This window comes from Haemophilus sp. HMSC61B11 (genome assembly GCF_001838615.1).
In the GTDB taxonomy this organism is placed as follows: Bacteria; Pseudomonadota; Gammaproteobacteria; order Enterobacterales; family Pasteurellaceae; genus Haemophilus_D; species Haemophilus_D parainfluenzae_AD.
The window spans coordinates 55,649-74,644 of record NZ_KV837995.1 but is presented as its reverse complement, the minus strand read 5'-3'; the positions used below and the strand labels follow the sequence as shown (position 1 = coordinate 74,644).

The window sequence follows — 18,996 nt, the reverse complement described above, 5'->3', positions numbered from 1 at the left end:
ATCCTCCTCAGCACTTTATATTATAAGCCTGAACAACAAATTTACTTCAAATTTATAATAAAAAATCGGGCAATTTTTAAACTGCCCGATTTGTTTCTATTTTTGACCGCACTTTATGCTTTTGCGGTATTAATACGCTCAAATGCTAACACTTTATTTTCTAACTGACGGAGTAATAAAGTGGCAATGCCGGTAATAATGAGGTAAATACCACCTGCAATACCATAGATAGTTAGCGCATCATATTCTGTGCCGTAAAGTTGGCGTGCATATCCCATAATATCCATGATCGTAATGGTCGAAGCCAACGCTGTACCTTTAAATACCAAGATAATTTCATTGGTATAAGACGGGAGTGCACGTTTTAACGCATAAGGAATTAAGATTTTTAACGTCTGCAGACGACTTAAACCTAATGCTGCACAGCTCTCCCATTGACCTTTAGAGATCGCTTTTACTGCGCCATGGAATAACTGGGTTGAATAAGCGGCACTATTCAAAGCCAAAGCTAACGTTGCACAGAACCATGCATTGGAGAATAATCCCCATAATGGGCTGTCCACCAACCATTGGAATTGTCCTGGCCCCGCATAAATTAAGAAAAACTGCACTAAAAGTGGGGTGCCTGTAAATAAAACGAGGAATAAATTGACCGCACTTTTCACCAATTTATTGCCAATAGAAAGCAAGAAGGTTAAGCCCAATGCAAGGAAAAAGGCAATAAACAATGCAACAACTGTAAGCAACAGGCTAGTCGGAATACCTTGAGCAATGACTGCTAAATACTCTTGAAACATTATTCGACTCCCCGTTCAAATCGAGTGAAACGTAATTCTAATTTGCGAATACCTGCTTGGCTGATCAACGTAATCACCAAATAAATTAACGCAGCAATGCCATACCAAGTGAAAGGCTCATGAGTGTTCGTATTGATGTATCCTGCTTGACGCATTAAATCATCGACACCGATTAATGACACCAACGCCGTATCTTTTAATAACACGAGCCATTGATTGCTTAAGCCCGGTAAAGCGTGTCGCCATACTTGTGGCATAATCAAATGAATGAAGGTATAAGGACGGCTTAATCCTAACGCGGCACCTGATTCCCACTGTCCTTTGGGAATAGCTTGGATCGCACCACGTAAGGTTTGTGAAGCATAAGAGGCAAAAATCAAAGACAATGCAAATACACCACAACCAAAGGCACTGAATTCAATATACTCACCTGTCAGCATTTCTACTATTTGGGTTGAGCCAAAATAAATCAGTAGAACCACCAAGATTTCCGGTAAACCACGCAATAAAGCAATCACAATAGAAGCTGGCTTTGCAATAAATACATATTTATTCGCTTCTAAGGCGGTAAAAATAATACTGAGTAATAAACCGACAATTAACGAGCAAATAGCAAGCCCTAAGGTCATTAGGGCTGCATGTCCAATTAATGTAAGATAATCATAAAACATAGATTATTTAGTCATCCATTTATCATAGATTTTTTGGTATTCACCGTTTGCTTTCACCGCTTCTAAACCTTTATTTAAGCTTTCTAGCAATTCTTTGCTTGATTTATTCACGGCGATACCTAAACCATTACCGAAATATTTTTTGTTAGTCACTTTCTCACCAACAAATTGAATTTCAGGCTCTTTAGAAATCATATCAGACAATACGGCGGTATCACCGAAGATGATATCAATACGGCCATTTTTTAAGTCTAAGATCGCATCTTGTAAGCTTGCATAAGATTTTGCATTATATTGCTTAGTTTCTGCTGCAGTATATTGTTGGAAAGTTGTTCCGTTTTGAACCCCAATAGTTTTTGCTGAAGCCAAATCTGCTTTGCCTTTTAAAGCAACATAACTTGCTGTGCTGTCATAATACGCATTAGAAAATGAAACTTGTTTTGCTCGCGCTTCAGTAATATCCATTGCAGAAATCGCTGCATCAAAACGTTTTGCTTTCAAGCTTGGAATTAATGCATCAAAAGATTGGCTTTTGAAATGACAAGTCGCTTGGATTTCTTTACAAATTGCATTCGCTACATCCACATCAAAACCGATGATTTCGCCTTTTTCATTCGTTGTTTCAAATGGCGGGTAGCTCGGTTCCATCGCGAAAGTGATTTCTTGTGCATTCGCAGCAAAAGCTGAGCCCATTAACATTGCGGTTAAAAGTAATTTTTTCATGTTGTATTTCCTTATTCTGAGTGTGAAAGATATTGTTTAAATTGTTCGGTTTTTGGATTATCAAAGCAATCTGCACTGCCCATTTCAATAATCTTACCTTGTTCCATATAAACGACCTTTGTCGCCACCTTTTGTGCCACATTCACTTCATGGGTCACAATCACCTGAGTAATACCCGTTTGTTGAAGTTCTTTAATGATATCAACAACTTGAGCTGTAATCTCTGGATCCAGTGCAGCCGTTGGCTCATCAAACAACAACACTTGCGGTTTCATCATTAATGCTCGAGCAATGGCAACACGTTGTTGCTGACCGCCAGATAAGTGAAGCGGGAAACGATCGGCATGCTCTTCCAAACGTAAACGTTTTAAAAGTTCTAATGCATCTTTTTTCGCTTCTTCCTCGCTAATGCCTAACACTTTTTTCGGCGCTTCAATTAGGTTTTCAATCACTGTTAAATGTGGCCAAAGATTGTATTGCTGAAATACCATGCCCACATCTTGACGAAGTTGACGAATGGCTTTCGGATTATTATTCGCCTGAGACAAATCAAAATGGTTATTCGCAATATGTAATTCACCAGAAGTTGGCACTTCTAATAAATTTAATGTACGGATTAACGTACTTTTCCCTGCCCCACTTGGTCCGAGTAACACCACAGTATCGCCTTCTTGTGCATCAAGATTGATATCAAACAATGCCTGTGATGAACCATAAAAGAAATTCAAATTTTTAACACTAATCGCCATTTTAAGTTTACTGCTATCCTTGATTGATTCGTAAGATTGAATAAATATTACTTTTTAGTGATTATTTATGCAAGCGTTTTTTTATAAAAAATCCCAAAAAACTTTTTGGGATCTTTAAATCATTGAATTTTAAACCGCACTTATCGCGAATTAGGCCTCTTTCGCCATCTCAAATTCGACTAGCATCATTAAAATATGAATTACTTTGATGTGGATTTCTTGAATACGATCTGCATAACCAAAGTGTGGCACACGAATTTCAACATCCGCTAAACCTGCCATTTTACCGCCATCTTTACCTGTCATCGCAATCACTTTCATACCTTTTGCTTTTGCCGCTTCAATTGCATTTAAGATATTTTTAGAATTGCCTGATGTCGATAATCCAAATAAAACATCGCCTTCTTTACCCACCGCTTCAACAAAGCGAGAGAATACATATTCATAACCAAAGTCATTACTTACACAGCTTAAATGACTCACATCTGAAATCGCAATCGCAGGATAACCTGGGCGGTTTTCACGATAACGACCAGTGAGTTCTTCGGCAAAATGCATAGCATCACAGTGAGAACCACCATTACCGCAAGATAATACTTTACCGCCATTTTTAAAGCTTTCTGCTAATAATTTAGCTGCTTTTTCAATAAGTTTGATGTTGTCATCATCTGAAACAAACTTGTTTAATACGTCTTGAGCTTCCATAAGCTCTGCTTTAATTTGATCAAAATACATTTTATTCTCCTTAAAAATTAAAATTCGAAATAGCGTTGGCATTGTATAGCGTTCATTTCAAATAATCTAGCGCTCTTTCTTATCTCTCTATTTTCCAGCCTACTTCTCATTCTTTTGCGATACTAATCACAGATTCAATTAAAAACACTTTAAAAAATGACCGCACTTTTTAAACTCAAACAATTTAAAAGGAGAGATTATGCGAGTAGTTTATTTATTACTTTGTATGTTATTCAGTCAAATAACTTGGGCGAACGATAGTGATTTAATGCTATTAGGTACCTATGAAAACCAAGATATCCAGGGTTGGGTGATGTCTGAAAAATTAGATGGAGTACGAGGTTATTGGGATGGCAAAACGTTATTAAGTCGTCAAGGATTACCCTTGCCTGCTCCAGCATACTTTACGGCTCAATTTCCGCCTTTTGCCATTGATGGTGAACTATTTAGTCAACGTAATCAATTTGAAGAAATTGCTTCTATCACGAAATCTTTTAAAGGTGATAATTGGGCAAAATTAACACTTTATGTTTTTGATGTGCCTAATGCATCAGGCAACCTTTTTGAACGTCTCAAAACCTTAGAAGATTATTTGAAAGATCACCCTACGCCTTATATCAAGATTATTCCGCAAATTCCAATTCGAGATAAAACACATTTATTCGAGTATTTACATGAAATTGAAAGGAAAAAAGGTGAAGGAAGTGTGTTACGTAATCCTCATGCGCCTTATGAAAGAAAACGCAGTACACAAATTTTGAAGCTTAAAACCGCTTATGATGAAGAATGTATGGTGGTTGAGCATCATAAAGGAAAAGGACAATTTGAAAATATACTCGGTTCACTCACCTGTGAAAATCATCGTGGAAAATTCAAAATCGGTTCAGGATTTAATCTGAGTGAGCGTGAAAATCCACCACCTATTGGCAGCACGATTACCTACAAATATCGTGGATTAACCAACTCCGGAAAACCTCGTTTTGCCACTTATTGGAGAGAGAAAAAATAAGAACGGCCAAAAACTTCAAAATTTTTGACCGCTCTTTTATATTTAATAACTCAATTATAGGTGTTGATTAATAAACGCCGCTAATTGATTTTTTGGTAACGCACCGACTTGTGTTGCAACAAGTTGGCCATTTTTGAAAAGTAGTAAAGTTGGGATACTACGTACACCAAATTGACCTGCCACTAATTGGTTGTCATCTACGTTGATTTTAACGATTTTTGCTTTACCTGCAAATTCAGGTGCAATTTCATCTAAAATTGGCGCAATCATTTTGCAAGGGCCACACCAAGGTGCCCAAAAATCCACTAATACAGGGATATCAGATTGCACAACCGCAGTTTCGAAATCTGCATCAGTAATATGTAATACTTCGCTCATTTTTATTTCCTTATCTAATAAGATGTTGAGTAATTAACACCTAACATTAATTGATGCCGTGCATAATAGCATAAGGTATATAGAATTGCACAGATTAGTTCGATTGGTAAAAACTAACTATTTAAGCTGTGCAAATGCCTGTAATAAATCGGCCTTGATGTCTTCCACATCTTCTAAACCAACAGAAAAACGCAACAATGTGTTTGTAATACCACGGGCGACACGTTCTGCTTCAGGAATATCCATGTGAGTTTGGGTCGCAGGATAGGTAATAAAACTTTCTGTACCGCCTAAGCTTTCCGCAAAGGTAATCAACTTGATTGATTTTAAGAACGTATTCACCCAATTTTCATCTTTCAAACGGAAAGACAGCATACCGCCTTTGTTTGGATATAACACACTATCAATTTGTGGTTGTTCGCGTAAAAATTCCGCAATCGCCTTCGCATTGTCTTGATGGCGTTTCATACGTAATGAAAGGGTTTTCATTCCACGCACGGTTAACCAAGAATCGAATGGCGAAAGTACGGCACCTGCACCATTTTGAATATAGGCGATACGATCACAAAGTTCTTGTCCTTTTGCAATAATCAAGCCCACCAAGCTATCATTATGACCCGCAATATATTTTGTGCCACTGTGGATTACAATATCCGCGCCTAAATCTAATGGACGAGATAGTACAGGGGTTAAGAAGGTATTATCCACAATCATTAATAAATTGTGTTTTTTCGCTAATTTTGCAATTTCTGCCACATCACATTCTTCCATTAATGGATTTGATGGAGTTTCAATAAAAATTGCTTTTGTATTTGCTGTAATAGCCGATTCAATTTCAGCTAAAGAAGCGGTATTCACATAAACGGGTTTTACGCTGTTGTTATTTTTATAGGCAAAATCCAATAAACGATAGGTTCCACCATATACATCACTTGATAAAATCCATTCATCTGGGCCTTTGAATAGATTCATTAACACTTGAATTGCCGCCATGCCGGAGGAAAAGGCAAAACCACGATCACCATTTTCTAATTTGGCTACGGTATCTTCCAAAACACTACGCGTTGGGTTTTTCGTGCGGGTATAATCAAACCCCGTGCTTTCGCCAATCCCATGATGGCCATAAGCCGTTGAAAGATAAATTGGCGTTGAAACCGCACCAGTGCGCTCATCACTGCGATTCCCCGCCTGGGCTAATAATGTATCGATAGAATATTGTTGTGTCATAATTTACCTCTAAATATGCAAAAATTTGACCGCACTTTTCTTGATTTAATGGCGAACAAAACGTTCCAATTTTGTCATAAAGCCACTCACGATAAAAGTAGAAATTGAAAACTCTGTAAAAATTACATTCTTGTGCTAAATTTTGCTGTAATTTCAACCGAAACGAAGATTTTTTCAACATTTGAATTTTTTTTTCATATCTTCGATTGACAGAATTTCAAATTCCCGTAAAATGCACCGCACTAACAGCGTATGCGGGAATAGCTCAGTTGGTAGAGCACGACCTTGCCAAGGTCGGGGTCGCGAGTTCGAGCCTCGTTTCCCGCTCCAAACTAACGGCGTGTTAGCAAAGCGGTTATGCACTGGATTGCAAATCCATGTAGCTCGGTTCGACTCCGGGACACGCCTCCATAACCACGCAGTTAGTTAATCACTCGATGCCCGAGTGGTGGAATCGGTAGACACAAGGGATTTAAAATCCCTCGCCTTTCGAGGCGTGCCAGTTCAAGTCTGGCTTCGGGCACCATCTAATTCCAAACCAATAATCAGTACCTAGTCCAATACTTAACTTTAATTTTTAATTATCGTTAGGTGAGGAATTATGGACTTCTCTTCTGTTTCTAAAAAACCTTATATTATTACTGTCGCTTGTACTAAAGGCGGTTCTGCAAAAAGTACAAATGCTGCCAATATTGGGGCGTTCTGCGCTGACCACGGTTTAAGAACTCTTCTTATTGATACTGATACTCAACCAACCTTAAGCTCTTATTATGCTTTAACTGAAGAAGCTCCCGGTGGTATTTATGAGTTTTTAACCCGTCGTGATATTGAACCTTCCCATATCATTTCAAAAACATCCATTCCTAATTTGGATTTAATTCAATCAAATGACCCATCAAACAATGTAAGTCAAACTCTACGTAATGCCCCTGATGGTGCAATTCGATTTAGTCACTTAATTAAAAACATTGATAATTATGATGTTATTGTGGTTGATACTCGAGGTACTAGAGACATTACTGTCGATATGTCTGTCTTAGCAGCTGACATCCTATTCTGCCCTATTCTTCCACACATTCTTTCTGCGAAAGAATTTATCCGTGGAACTATCGGAATGTATCAAGATTTAGAAACCTTTGAATCATTTGGCTTCAAATTACCACCTCTCAAAGCTATCGCAAATTGCGTTGATAATACTAATGACGTGAAATTTGTACTCAATCAATTGCATGTCCTATTTGAAACCAATTTTGATGAAAGCAAAACCTTCCTTGATTTTTCAATCCCTGCGCATGTGGCATATAGAGAAGCTGCAACTTATTCATTGCCAGTTTATCGCCATAGCCAAGCTGAATATCCTGTTATCAAAGAACTGTGTTGCTTGTTACTCCCTCAATTTAAAACACTTTTTGATAAACCAATGAAAAAGGAAGGCTAATATGACTGATAAACTTATTGCTTCTATTGAAGCGGAAAGTGCGGTCATTGGTGCTCTCATTATTGATAATGACAAATTTGATGAGATCGCAACTTTACTGCGCTCTGATGATTTTTATGTCTCAGCTCATAAAGTATTGTTTGAAGGTGTTAGCCATCTATTAACACAAGGAAAACCCGCTGATATTTTAACTTTGGAGCAGTATTTCAAAGATAAAAAACTGATTGATCAGATAGGGGGATTAGCATACTTAGCTGACATTATTCACAATACCCCTTCTGCATCTAATATCACTGCGTATGCTGAGATTATTTCTCGTTATAGCAAACAACGTCGTTTTTTGACTCTGGGCCAGTTTATTGTAACTGAAATGCAATCTTCAAAAGATGAGATTGAATTAACTTCTTTTGAGGAAAGTGTTGATAAGCAATATACCAATATTGTCATCGAACAAGAGACGGATGGTGTTGCTGATCTTAATGCAAGTTTCGAGCGAATCCTTTCTCGCATGGAAACGTCCTCTATTAATGCCGATCCAGTTAGTGGAACACCAACAGGCATTATTGAATTAGATAGAGCAACAACAGGCGGTCAACCAGGAGAACTTATCATTATTGCAGCTCGTCCAGCAATGGGTAAAACAACCTTTGCACAAACGATTGCCGCAAGTACGTTAGATAAATTTCCTGACAGCCCTATCCAATTTTACAGTCAAGAAATGCCAGCTGATCAACTATTAGAACGTTTTATGGCAATGCGCTCTCGCGTCAGCTTGCAATCTATTCGTCAAGCGACTGAGCTTGAAGAGGAAGAATGGACTCGCCTTGCTAATGCAATGGGGACAATTAAAAAAGACTGGAAAGATCGTTTGTTAATTGATGATGAAGCTTCTTTAACACCTCATCGTTTACGCGCCAAAGTACGTAAAAACACTCGTCTATACGGCAAACCTAAAGCGATTTTCATTGATTATATCCAACTAATGAGAACTGGAAATAAAACTGAAAATCGCAATTTAGAACTTGCCGAAATATCCAATGATTTAAAGAAATTAGCCAAAGAAACTGGATGCCCAATTTATGCATTATCTCAACTAAACCGAGGTTTAGAAAATCGAGCTAATAAGCGTCCAATCAATGCCGACTTACGTGACTCCGGCTCTCTTGAACAAGATGCTGATGTCATCATTCATCTTTATAGAGATGAAATCTATAACCCTGACACAGAAGATAAAGGCATTGCGGAAATCATCATTGGTAAACAGCGTAATGGCCCGTTAGCCACAGTAAAAACACTGTTTCAAGGTCAATACAGCATTTTTGAGAATTTAACGACACAGGATAGATATTATGAATAATCCATTTATTGCTAAAAATAAAAAACAACAAAGTCAATTAGACGCGATTGCGAAAGGATTAAATGTTCAACCTATTAATAATCAGTCTGCTGCTTATCAAACAACAACAGCAACACATTATCCTGCGCAATCTAAATACATTACCGTTACGTTAGATAAATTACGCCCTTATGAACACAACCCTCGTAAGACACGTAATCCTAACTTTGAAATGATTAAAGAGTCAATTCGTCGTCGTGGTCTTGATCATAAACCAAATATCACTCAACGACCTGGCGAACCTTTTTATATCATCGCTGACGGTGGGAATACTCGTATTCAAGCATTAAAAGAACTGTTTACAGAGACTCAAGATCAACGTTTTTGGTCTATTGAATGCTTATATAAACCCTGGAAAGGTGAAAGTGCTGATAGTGTAGAAGCGGAATTAGATTTGCTTATTGGTCATTTAATTGAAAATGATACACGTGCAGATTTAACCTTTATTGAGAAAGCGTTGGGAATTCAGCAAGCGAAAGAATACTACGAGAAAAAGTTAGGAAAATCCCTTTCTGCTCGCGAGCTTTCAAGTGAGTTAGAAAAAGATGGGTATATCATTCAATTTTCAATGATTGCGAAGATGGGACGTTGCATTGAGTATCTTTATCCTTATATCCCGGATGTACTTTTTAACGGTTTAGGTAATGCGCCAATTGATAAATTGCTTGCGATTCGTAATAACGCCTTAGCCATTTGGCAAAATTATCAATTTGAATTGGAAGTGTCCTTTGATGAAATTTGGGGACACAGCCTAGCTCGTTGTAATGATGACCAACCGTTTCATATCAAAGTATTCCAAGACCATCTCATTGATGAAATGTCATCCATGTTAGGTGATCGTGTAAGTTATGAAGTCCTTTACCTTGAAATTGATCTCGATGAGCAAAAATTCAAGAAAATGGCGCAAAAACAACACGAAATACAACAAAGCGTACAAGAAAGCATCCAAGATGTTCAAGCGTTTAATACGCCACAGCCACAAGAAACCGCATTAGACACATTATCTCAACCTAGCGTAGTCAATACTCCAAAAATGACTACCCCTGAAAAAAAATCAATACCTGCGCCAGTATTAAAGCAAGCAAGTGTTGAAATTTCTCCTTCATTTGAGAATGAAGCAGATGATAAAACAGAGGATGAAGAGTTTGATGAAACTAATGCTAGTTCAGATGGCCTTTCTTTTGATTTTGCTAAAAATTTAACTCAACAATTTGGTATTACTCCAGGCATGAGCATTCAGGAGCAACGCCAACAACGTGCAGAAGAAAATGGATTAGGCTTTGCTTGCGTAGGCCGTCAACCAGTTGATGATATTTGGAAAATTTATCCTGGTCGTCAGCATAAAGTAGAAGCTTATTCACTAGCACTCGACATTGCGGAAAGTGTTGGATTAACTGACTACATTGAACATGTAGTAAAAGAGCCTGTTGATTACACTTACCGCGTAAAACCATTAGATAAAGATGTGAGCGGTGTAGCACAGATGTGTTATGACTTCTTAAATTTATTACAAACAGATGTGCACCCACAGACATCTTTCACCTTATTACCGGAATATTTACTCAATACTCAAGAAATTGATGATACCACGCTAGTTAAATTATTCCGTTTAATTCGCCTCGTTCGCTATATTCGTTCAGAAGGAGATGCATAATGAGCATGTTCAGCAATTTAAACCAAGTGGTATTGAATGAGATTTTGGTTAATTTACAAGAAGGCAATATCAATGTTTGCCGGAACTATGGTTTCTCAAAACAAGAATTGCAAGAAATTGAAAAACTCAGCACAGAGGAAGTTTATGAACTGGCTAACACCAAAGCTCCCTTTGCCAAAGTTGAAATTAATCACGATGCATTTTGGCGATTAGTGGCTCGAGTACGCATGTCGTCACAAGAACGTCGCCTTATTGATCGCGCATTAATGTTAGGTGCATCCATCCAAATGCTCAATTCCTACTTCGGCTTAACCACTTCAAAAGTATCTGCTCGTCGTAGCCTACTTGGAAAACAAGAACCAATGGGACGTAAGCCAGCTGCAACCGAAGAGGAAGAAAAATTAATTTGGGACTTATGGCAAGAGCATAAAGGTGATGTTCAAACAATTGAATCAACAGAAGGACTAGAGCTGTTAATTTTAATTGCGGAAGAAACCGGTATTAATTTAACTGAAATTTGGAAACTTGTTAGCCGCTGGAATGCAGCTTAAAAAACATAACGCCCAACCTAGTGCGTTACGTTAAGTTGGGCGTTATTCATATCGTTAGTAAGGAACTTGGGAAAGTTCATTGGCTATTGTAAAGATGTTTAAGCACATTGCAACAATAAAAATGAAATATTCTCAGAGAGAATTAAATTATGGAAACAAAATTACAAGAGCATGGGTTGCTCTTTTTTGGCAACCAGCATGAAACAGTTCCAACCCGTTTGCTATTTGATCCTTATTTAACATCAAGAGCAAAATTGGCATGGCAACTTATAAAATACAAAGCAAGAGAATTTCAATCAGGCATGTTCCCATCATACGAAGTGCTTGCAAAATTACTTTCAGATAAACCTTATGATGAAGCAGAACTCTCGCGTAAGCTAGTTAGCCAAACGTTGTTATTACTTAGATTAACTCGTTGGCTAACACTTTGTGAAACTGTACGTAATGAGCAAGGTCAAGTATTGGGTAATTTTTACATCCTTCATGATGAACCTATGCCAATCATTGATACGATTCAATTAAACCATGATTACATCGCACTCCTTGAAAAATCCATTCAGCATCGAGATAACTTTGTGCGAGGTGTAGCAAACCATATTGTAGAAAACCTGCTCTCAGATAATACTCAGTGGCATTATATTTCTCACATTGACTGGATGCGAGCTCGCCTTCAAGACTATCAAAAACGTCCAAAAATGGATATTTCAGAGCAAGAAGAATCAACATTTATTCAAGAAAACTTACTAAGTTCCAATAAGGAACTCAGTGAAAAAACAGGGGAACTCAGTAAAAATCACCTTAGTTCCAAAATGGAACTCAGTAAAATCAAGCAGAGTTCCAAAAAGGAACTCAGTACCCAAAATGATGATAAGTCATTGATTTCAGGCTTAGTTCCAAAAGGGAACTCAGGTTTTTCACAGTACAGTACAGGTACTAGTATTTATATAAATACGTACTGTACTGGTAATGCGGATGAAATTGACTGGCCGACTAATATTCAGTTTTCATCATTGGAAAAAACAGCAATTATGCAAGCAATGCGTGGACTTGATTTAGGAATCTGTAAAGCGATTTTATTTGAGCTAGAACAGCGTGTGGCAAAAGGTGAAGTGAAAAAACCACAAGGCTATGTAGTGACATTAATCCAACGTGCACACCGTGGTGAATTTAAACCATATTTGTATGAACAATTTTTGGCTACACAAGCGCAATCATTATCATCAAAAAATCGGTTATCACAACATGATGAAACTAGCTTAGTTAATAATGTGAAAGCCGATAGCACAATAAAACCAATGCGAGTGCAATCTGAAGAAGAGCGAAAAGCGAGAGCTGATCGCATTCGACAATTTAAGGCTTCAATTTGCAATTGAATAAGCTGTATAAAAAGTGAATAGTGTAGAAGGGTTCTACAAAGTACAAAATTTAACCACTGTAAAGGGACTTTACAAAGTACAAATTTTAACCAGTGTGCGGGGACTGCACAGTGAACAAAAATTAACCACTGTGCTAGGGTTGCACAGTGAACAAAAATTAACCACTGTGCTAGGGTTGCACAGTGAACAAAAATTAACCACTGTCCAGGGGCTGGACAAAGTACAAATTTTAACCAAATGATAAAAGGTGACATAACATGACAACAACATACAACCAACAGCTTGGGCCGTTACGCAGTGAGATTACATTTACGCTTCATACTCAGTATGCAACACGTCTTTGGAATGGTCGTGACTTAGTTAAAAATGAAGCCGGGGAAGTCGTTACATCATCAATTCTCAGTATTCCTAATGCTCTATCTCTATTGAGTCAAATTCAGCAAGCTGCCGAACAAGATGATCCTTATGCTGATGATTATCTTCTTCGTTTTGAACAAAAAGTATTAGGGTTTCGTAAAGAAATGCAAGATATGACCTGGAGAATGGTTAATCTCTACAGTGAGAAAATTCCTGAAAACTTTCAAATTGAGCGTTGTGCCAATATTGCTCCGATTCAATACCCTATTTTTGTGAATACTCAGCTGGGTTATCAATTATTGTATCTTTTGGCTGACTTTGATTCGTTAGCTCGTACAGTGATGACCGCTTCACATATTGCATTACTTACAAAAGATGATGCGTATGATTGGTTAGAATCCGGAGCTAAATTAATTCGTCGTGCATTTGGTGTGCTTGAGAATTACAGAAATTCCGGTATTACACGCCAAGATGCGCTTGAAAATAACGCTCGCTATCAAGCTGCTGTAAAACGTATGAAATATACCTTAACGCCTGACGTGCTTTCCGGTACAACACGTGCAACATTTGCTCCAACAATTAAAAAATCATCACTTGCTGAATCAGATGATAATGGCTCTGTTGAAGTCCAAATTACAGCAAATAAAACTGAATAATGGAGATTGGGATTATGGATAACGTGCTCATTCCTTCTGATATGTATAAACAATTAGGACGCACAACCCCACTTAATGACTCGCTGAAACAGTTATTCAGTGAGTTAGACTCAGTGCAACAGTATGAATTACTAGCTGAATCCCTTGCTACAGTCCGTGAAGCTTTAATGTTGCAGCAGAATGAAATGTTGCAGAACGTTCGTAAAAGTGAACTTAGTGTATTACCTATTCACATGATCCGAGATAAAGCTTCATCATCCGGTGGGACGTTTTTACGCTGGCGCAGTTTTCAAGCCTCTAAGACTGGTGATGCTGTGTTAAATCCGGTATTTAATAATCCTCAGTTATCTTCAGACTTACGACAAAAACTTGTCTCAGCTGAGAAAGAACGCATTTTGATTAATCTGCAGGTCTCCGTACTAAATTTTATGATGAGACAGGTATCAAGTGCGGTAGATAAAATTAAAGAGATAGAAGATCATTTATAACATTCACATTTGTGAACGTTGGATCTTCTAGTTTGTAATCGGCTAATTTATATAGTTTGTGATCGGCTCACTAAAAGGCCTTTTAAAGGTAAGGGGACAAGCCCCTTACCTTAACGAAAAAAAGCCTTTGCCTTTCGTGGTTGTGTTAAAAAATCTCTGTGTTTTTTACTGAATTTACCCTTAAGGATTAGATGTAAAAAATGCACAATCTTGACAGTTAATTTTGTGATTTAGGAGAAATCAATATGGCTGGAATTAATAAAGTAATTATCGTGGGACATTTAGGTAATGATCCTGAAATGCGAAGCATGCCGAATGGTGAAGCAGTTGCAAATATCAGTGTAGCAACTAGCGAAGCTTGGACGGATAAAAACACCGGTGAACGTCGTGAAGTGACTGAATGGCATCGAATCGTTTTTTATCGCAAATTAGCTGAAATTTGCGGCCAATATCTCAAGAAAGGAGCGCAAGTTTATATTGAAGGACGCTTGCGTACTCGTAAATGGCAAGATCAAAACGGGCAAGATCGTTATACCACGGAAATCCAAGGTGATGTAATGCAAATGTTAGGTACTCGCCCTCAAAGTGCAGATGGTGCAAATAATTCTCAGCCAATGCCACAACAAGATGCATCGGCAAATGCTTTTGATGATTCAATACCATTCTGAACTCAATATAATTAAGGTTAATCGTGATGAAAAAAATAATTTTTGTTTTATCTGCCGTCGCTGCTTTAAGTGGTTGTGCTGAATTAAACTCATTGAATGATGCGGTTGGTAATGTTGCAGGTCAACTCAGCAGTGTTCTTGGCGGGGGGAATAGTTCCTCTAGTTCTTCCGGTGTGGCTTACACTCAAAGTTCTCGTTCTCATCGCTATAACGTAGAGGATTCAATTACATCATCTAAAAATATTGACTCTCTTTACGTAAAAATTAAACGTAATTTAAAATTCAAAACACGGGAGGAAGCATTAAGTGGATTATCCGGGTATGAGCGTCAACGTTACGAATCGCTTTTAGATGAAGAAGGACATGCTCATGAAGCGACTCCTGGGGTCTATTATCACATGGCAAATAGCTATGTTGGCGGTCGAAAAATTGACATAACGCTTGCAAAAGAGGATGGCAAGGTTAGAATTTCCTGGATTGCATCCTCAAATGAATCTGATTTTGCTCAATTTGTTAAATCAGAAGTGATAAAAGCAATTAAATAATACGACAACATAAACATAGTGTAGGTAATCAATACCTCATTCTCCTTTGCCCCAACCTTAGTGGGGCTTTTTTTATTTCAGGTGTTTTTAAATTTCGATACCGATAATAATGATTATTTTGTATGATAGATAACGAAACAAATTTGTTTTTTGAGATCCATCCAAACTTTTCCTTTTCCTCATATTGTTTAATATCTCAAACGTTTACCCCTTGGCTACAAGGGGTATTTTTCTCCTGTAATTGCAAAAAATAAATTAAGTGGCTCAAAATGAAGTGAAGATAATGGGCTTGCATACTTTGACAGAATTTTAGCTTTCTCTTTATGGTTTCTAACCAAAATAGGAAACTCCTTTACACCATTTGCAAGCAACCAAAGCGTTCTTGTCATACCATCATTAAGACTACAGCTTATTTCTCCATCTTTAATATGAACATTTACATCTGCAAGTGGAACTGGAGAATCCATACTTTTAGCAAATCCGTTTTCAGCATGATGAAACTTATAATCTTTTCTCCATGTTGACTCATCGCCCGCACATGTATTTTTATCTACCTCATACGGTGATCGCTGCCATAAAGAAAGAAACTTTTGAGCATCTACGATGACAATCATGTTCTCTTGATTAGCCATATTTTCAATATGCTGTGGATAACGCATATACACGACTTTCTGCTCTCTCGTTTTCATTCTAAAAATAATATATCTATCTCGACCTGAATATCTAAGCGTATCAACCATCACTCCAATTGATGAAGGGGTCAGTTTTATCATGATTTACTCCTCAGTTTAAAAAGAATTCCTAATTGTGGTTTATCTTATTACATCGAAAATATCTCTCAAATATCAATGAGAGAAAACATCATGAAATTATTTTTATGTGAAAAACCATCACAAGGCAATGATATTGCAAAAGTATTAGGTGCGACAAAGCGTGGTGAGGGTTGTTTATCAACACCTGACGGTCAGCTTACAGTTACCTGGGGAATTGGTCATCTAGTAGAGCAATTTAATCCTGAAGAATATGATCCTGCCTTTAAAAAGTGGGCATTTGAGACCTTGCCAATTATCCCGGGTAAATGGGGGCTTTCACCTAAAAAAGAAACAAAAAAACAGTTCAATGTCGTCATGAAACTTATCAAACAAGCTAAACTTGTTGTCATTGCAACCGATATTGATAGAGAGGGCGAAACTATAGCAAGAGAATTGCTGGATTTGGCAGGATTTCGAGGGCAAATAAAACGCCTTTGGTTGTCTGCACTAGATGATACCAGTATTCGCAAAGCCTTGGGCGCACTTAAAAATAATGAGGAGACACTACCTCTTTACTATGCGGGACTTGCACGTAGTCGAGCTGATTGGCTTATTGGTATGAATTTCTCTCGTCTCTATACCTTATTAGCGCAACAACAAGGGTATCAAGGGAAACCTTTAAGTGTTGGTCGGGTACAAACTCCAACATTAAGCTTGGTTGTTAATCGTGACCGTGAGATAAAAAACTTCATTCCTAAGCAACATTTTGCTTTGCAAGTAATGCTTTCTGATGGAAATCAGCATTTTGCTACGCAATATGTTATTCCGGAGCAATATTGTGATCCTGATGGACTTTGTTTGTCTGCCCAAGTTATACAAGCAGCAAATCAGCAAATTCGCCAATTTGGCCAAGCGAAAGTGGAATCAGTTGAAACTAAACGTGAAAGACAAAATGCCCCACTTTGCTTTGCATTAAGTGACTTACAATCAGAAGCTAACCGCCTTTATGGACTGGGTGCGCAAAGAGTATTGGATATAGCTCAATCACTTTATGAGACTCACAAAGCGACAACCTATCCTAGAACAGATTGTGGTTATTTACCGGAGTCTCAGTTTGCAGAAGCGCCTCAAATTATCCAATGTTTGTTGCAATCCGATAATCGATTACACCCCCTTGCAGGTATGTTAAACCTTAATCAAAAATCACGAGTTTGGAATGATAAAAAAATTACTGCTCACCATGGCATTATTCCGACTATGATTAAAGCTGATATTAGCAAAATGTCTGATGAAGAATTAAAGCTCTATGATCTCATACGTCGTCGTTATTTAGCTCAATTCTTACCTGTTTCTGAAACAGATAAGACACAAATTATTTTGAAGTGCGGTCAACATATATTAAGTGCACGTGGGAATGTGCTTATTGCTCCAGGTTGGAAAATTCTATTTGGCAAATCACTTGATGAAGATGATGACGCACCTCAAGCCTTGCCGACGTTAAAGCAAGGACAAATCTGTCAGATTTCTGATTCAGAAATAAAAACCTTACAAACATCACCACCTAATCACTTCACGGAAGGTACATTGCTCACCGCAATGAAAAATGCAGCTCGCTTTGTAACTGATGAGCGTTTAAAACAACGCTTACGAGAAACTGAAGGGCTTGGAACAGAAGCTACTCGGGCGGGAACGATTCAAGGTTTGATTGATAAAGGTTTCTTGAAAAAGAAAGGTAAATCACTATTAGCGACAGATGAAGCAATGACGCTAATTGATAATTTACCTCAGATGTTAAAAGATCCGGGTTTAACCGCACTTTGGGAGCAAGCGCTCAATCAAATTGCTGAAAGAACGCTTTCGCTAGAAGTGTTTATGCAAAAACAAGAAGTCTTTGTGCGGCATTTGATGGCTGATTGCCTTAAAAAGGGAATGAGTTTGGGGAATATTGAAATTCGTAAATGCCCTAAGTGCGGTGCACCAATGATTAAAAGAAATGGTAAAAATGGGGCTTTTTTTGGGTGTTCTGCTTATCCAAATTGCCAACATATTGAAAATATTGATAGCAAGAAGAATACTAAAAGTACAAAAAATTTAAAGAAAAAGTCGAGTAAAAGTGTGAGTGAGCAAATTTCATCTTTACGAAGCTTATTGAACTAGGATTTAAGCGCCTGTGAATGGCGAGCCCTCAAAAATAGTGCTATACTAAAGCCTTCGTAAGACCGTTCGTGAATTGTCGGTTATCAATTCACACTAGCCAAAAATGATTCCAGCACGCTGAAAGGAATTTCTCACATTGATTAACGCTCCTTGTGAGGTGTGCCACCTAGTTAATCAGAGTAATGATGGAGTAACGCCCCAATTTACTCTCGACTTTTCAAATCGCTGGCCATTGCGGATTTTTAAAGTGTATTGCAAAGTGCATTTTGAAAATTCGCAATGGCTTGCTACTTTTTCCTTACCGGAGCCCACCGGTGAAACAATGGGTGCCCTTTGTGTCAATTTGATGCCACAGATATAACCGATTGATGGCCACAAAGTAATCGGATAAGGCGAGCCGTAAAAATCCGTATATGGTAACGAACGTATCAGTATTTTTATGAATCAAATTAGTTTGGCCTACTTAATTTTTATTTAATCAATCTATAGTCAAAACTATAAGGTCATTCAGGAAACTGGGTGACCTTTTCTTTTGACTAAAATATCTCCAAATAGAATTTTTAATTTTTTATACATTTAAGGTTTGCTTTAGATTTTAATAACAACAGTTTTTAAGGTGCTGTGAAAACAGCCTTTAAGAAGTTGCACGATTCTTGAGAAGCAACGCCT

General features: G+C 37.8%; 20 protein-coding genes and 3 tRNA genes. 15 read left to right on the top strand and 8 right to left on the bottom strand.

The features are described 5' to 3' along the window. Positions 1-113: 113 nt before the first annotated feature. The 5 genes from artM to lpcA all read right to left on the bottom strand — a co-directional run bounded on the left by artM (position 114) and on the right by lpcA (position 3,675). On the bottom strand, positions 114-797 hold the full coding sequence (artM, locus tag HMPREF3263_RS07610) for an arginine ABC transporter permease ArtM (protein WP_070853145.1): 684 nt from the start codon (positions 795-797) through the stop codon (positions 114-116). Beyond that, entirely contained in the window at positions 797-1,468 is a 672-nt protein-coding gene (gene artQ / locus HMPREF3263_RS07605; protein WP_005697690.1) for an arginine ABC transporter permease ArtQ, read from the bottom strand. The genes artM and artQ overlap by 1 nt, the downstream gene beginning before the upstream one ends. Positions 1,469-1,471: 3 nt before the next feature. Then, entirely contained in the window at positions 1,472-2,191 is a 720-nt protein-coding gene (locus tag HMPREF3263_RS07600) for an arginine ABC transporter substrate-binding protein (protein WP_070853144.1), read from the bottom strand. 11 nt (positions 2,192-2,202) lie between these two features. Next, positions 2,203-2,940, bottom strand: coding sequence for an arginine ABC transporter ATP-binding protein ArtP (gene artP, locus HMPREF3263_RS07595; RefSeq protein ID WP_005696556.1), 738 nt, complete (start codon positions 2,938-2,940; stop codon positions 2,203-2,205). A gap of 150 nt (positions 2,941-3,090) precedes the next feature. Then, entirely contained in the window at positions 3,091-3,675 is a 585-nt protein-coding gene (gene lpcA / locus HMPREF3263_RS07590) for a D-sedoheptulose 7-phosphate isomerase (RefSeq protein ID WP_005697721.1), read from the bottom strand. Between the two features lie 199 nt (positions 3,676-3,874). Between lpcA and HMPREF3263_RS07585 the strand changes: the two genes are divergently transcribed. Beyond that, positions 3,875-4,684, top strand: a complete 810-nt coding sequence (locus HMPREF3263_RS07585; RefSeq protein WP_070853143.1) for a DNA ligase — start codon at positions 3,875-3,877, stop codon at positions 4,682-4,684. Between the two features lie 54 nt (positions 4,685-4,738). On the opposite strand, the gene trxA is transcribed toward HMPREF3263_RS07585, so the two are convergent. Next, positions 4,739-5,062, bottom strand: coding sequence for a thioredoxin TrxA (gene trxA / locus HMPREF3263_RS07580; RefSeq protein WP_049364449.1), 324 nt, complete (start codon positions 5,060-5,062; stop codon positions 4,739-4,741). 117 nt (positions 5,063-5,179) lie between these two features. Then, entirely contained in the window at positions 5,180-6,289 is a 1,110-nt protein-coding gene (locus tag HMPREF3263_RS07575; RefSeq protein WP_070853142.1) for a methionine biosynthesis PLP-dependent protein, read from the bottom strand. 254 nt (positions 6,290-6,543) lie between these two features. Between HMPREF3263_RS07575 and HMPREF3263_RS07570 the strand changes: the two genes are divergently transcribed. The 13 genes from HMPREF3263_RS07570 (at position 6,544) to HMPREF3263_RS07510 (ending at position 15,418) form a co-directional block, all read left to right on the top strand. After that, positions 6,544-6,619: transfer RNA gene (locus tag HMPREF3263_RS07570), tRNA-Gly, on the top strand. Positions 6,620-6,626: 7 nt separating this feature from the next. Further along, positions 6,627-6,700: transfer RNA gene (locus tag HMPREF3263_RS07565), tRNA-Cys, on the top strand. A 28-nt stretch (positions 6,701-6,728) separates the two neighbouring features. Further along, positions 6,729-6,815 (top strand) — tRNA-Leu (locus tag HMPREF3263_RS07560). 75 nt (positions 6,816-6,890) lie between these two features. Further along, on the top strand, positions 6,891-7,727 hold the full coding sequence (locus HMPREF3263_RS07555) for a ParA family protein (RefSeq protein WP_011271825.1): 837 nt from the start codon (positions 6,891-6,893) through the stop codon (positions 7,725-7,727). Between the two features lies 1 nt (position 7,728). Further along, a complete protein-coding gene (gene dnaB, locus HMPREF3263_RS07550; protein ID WP_011271826.1) occupies positions 7,729-9,084 on the top strand; it encodes a replicative DNA helicase in 1,356 nt (451 codons plus the stop codon). After that, the gene (locus tag HMPREF3263_RS07545) at positions 9,077-10,777 is read left to right on the top strand and encodes a ParB family protein (protein ID WP_011271827.1); all 1,701 of its coding nucleotides are present in this window, start codon (positions 9,077-9,079) and stop codon (positions 10,775-10,777) included. Before dnaB ends, HMPREF3263_RS07545 begins: the two co-directional genes overlap by 8 nt. Continuing rightward, complete coding sequence (locus tag HMPREF3263_RS07540) at positions 10,777-11,328, top strand: DUF2857 domain-containing protein (RefSeq protein ID WP_005653590.1); 552 nt, start codon at positions 10,777-10,779, stop codon at positions 11,326-11,328. The genes HMPREF3263_RS07545 and HMPREF3263_RS07540 overlap by 1 nt, the downstream gene beginning before the upstream one ends. Before the next feature lie 149 nt (positions 11,329-11,477). Next, positions 11,478-12,701 (top strand): STY4528 family pathogenicity island replication protein, encoded by a 1,224-nt coding sequence (locus tag HMPREF3263_RS07535; protein ID WP_011271828.1) that lies wholly within the window; start codon positions 11,478-11,480, stop codon positions 12,699-12,701. A 16-nt stretch (positions 12,702-12,717) separates the two neighbouring features. Further along, complete coding sequence (locus HMPREF3263_RS10810) at positions 12,718-12,945, top strand: hypothetical protein (RefSeq protein WP_044509389.1); 228 nt, start codon at positions 12,718-12,720, stop codon at positions 12,943-12,945. 16 nt (positions 12,946-12,961) lie between these two features. Further along, complete coding sequence (locus HMPREF3263_RS07525; RefSeq protein ID WP_005667775.1) at positions 12,962-13,717, top strand: PFL_4669 family integrating conjugative element protein; 756 nt, start codon at positions 12,962-12,964, stop codon at positions 13,715-13,717. Between the two features lie 14 nt (positions 13,718-13,731). Then, a complete protein-coding gene (locus tag HMPREF3263_RS07520) occupies positions 13,732-14,205 on the top strand; it encodes a DUF3158 family protein (protein WP_005653583.1) in 474 nt (157 codons plus the stop codon). Between the two features lie 245 nt (positions 14,206-14,450). Next, the gene (locus tag HMPREF3263_RS07515; protein ID WP_005687556.1) at positions 14,451-14,873 is read left to right on the top strand and encodes a single-stranded DNA-binding protein; all 423 of its coding nucleotides are present in this window, start codon (positions 14,451-14,453) and stop codon (positions 14,871-14,873) included. A 26-nt stretch (positions 14,874-14,899) separates the two neighbouring features. After that, complete coding sequence (locus HMPREF3263_RS07510; protein WP_005687559.1) at positions 14,900-15,418, top strand: membrane lipoprotein lipid attachment site-containing protein; 519 nt, start codon at positions 14,900-14,902, stop codon at positions 15,416-15,418. A gap of 215 nt (positions 15,419-15,633) precedes the next feature. On the opposite strand, the gene HMPREF3263_RS07505 is transcribed toward HMPREF3263_RS07510, so the two are convergent. Next, positions 15,634-16,191 (bottom strand): plasmid fertility inhibition factor family protein, encoded by a 558-nt coding sequence (locus HMPREF3263_RS07505; protein WP_011271830.1) that lies wholly within the window; start codon positions 16,189-16,191, stop codon positions 15,634-15,636. 90 nt (positions 16,192-16,281) lie between these two features. Here HMPREF3263_RS07505 and HMPREF3263_RS07500 point away from each other — a divergent pair, with 90 nt between their 5' ends. Then, positions 16,282-18,327, top strand: coding sequence for a DNA topoisomerase III (locus HMPREF3263_RS07500; RefSeq protein WP_014326561.1), 2,046 nt, complete (start codon positions 16,282-16,284; stop codon positions 18,325-18,327). The last annotated feature ends 669 nt before the right edge of the window (positions 18,328-18,996 follow it).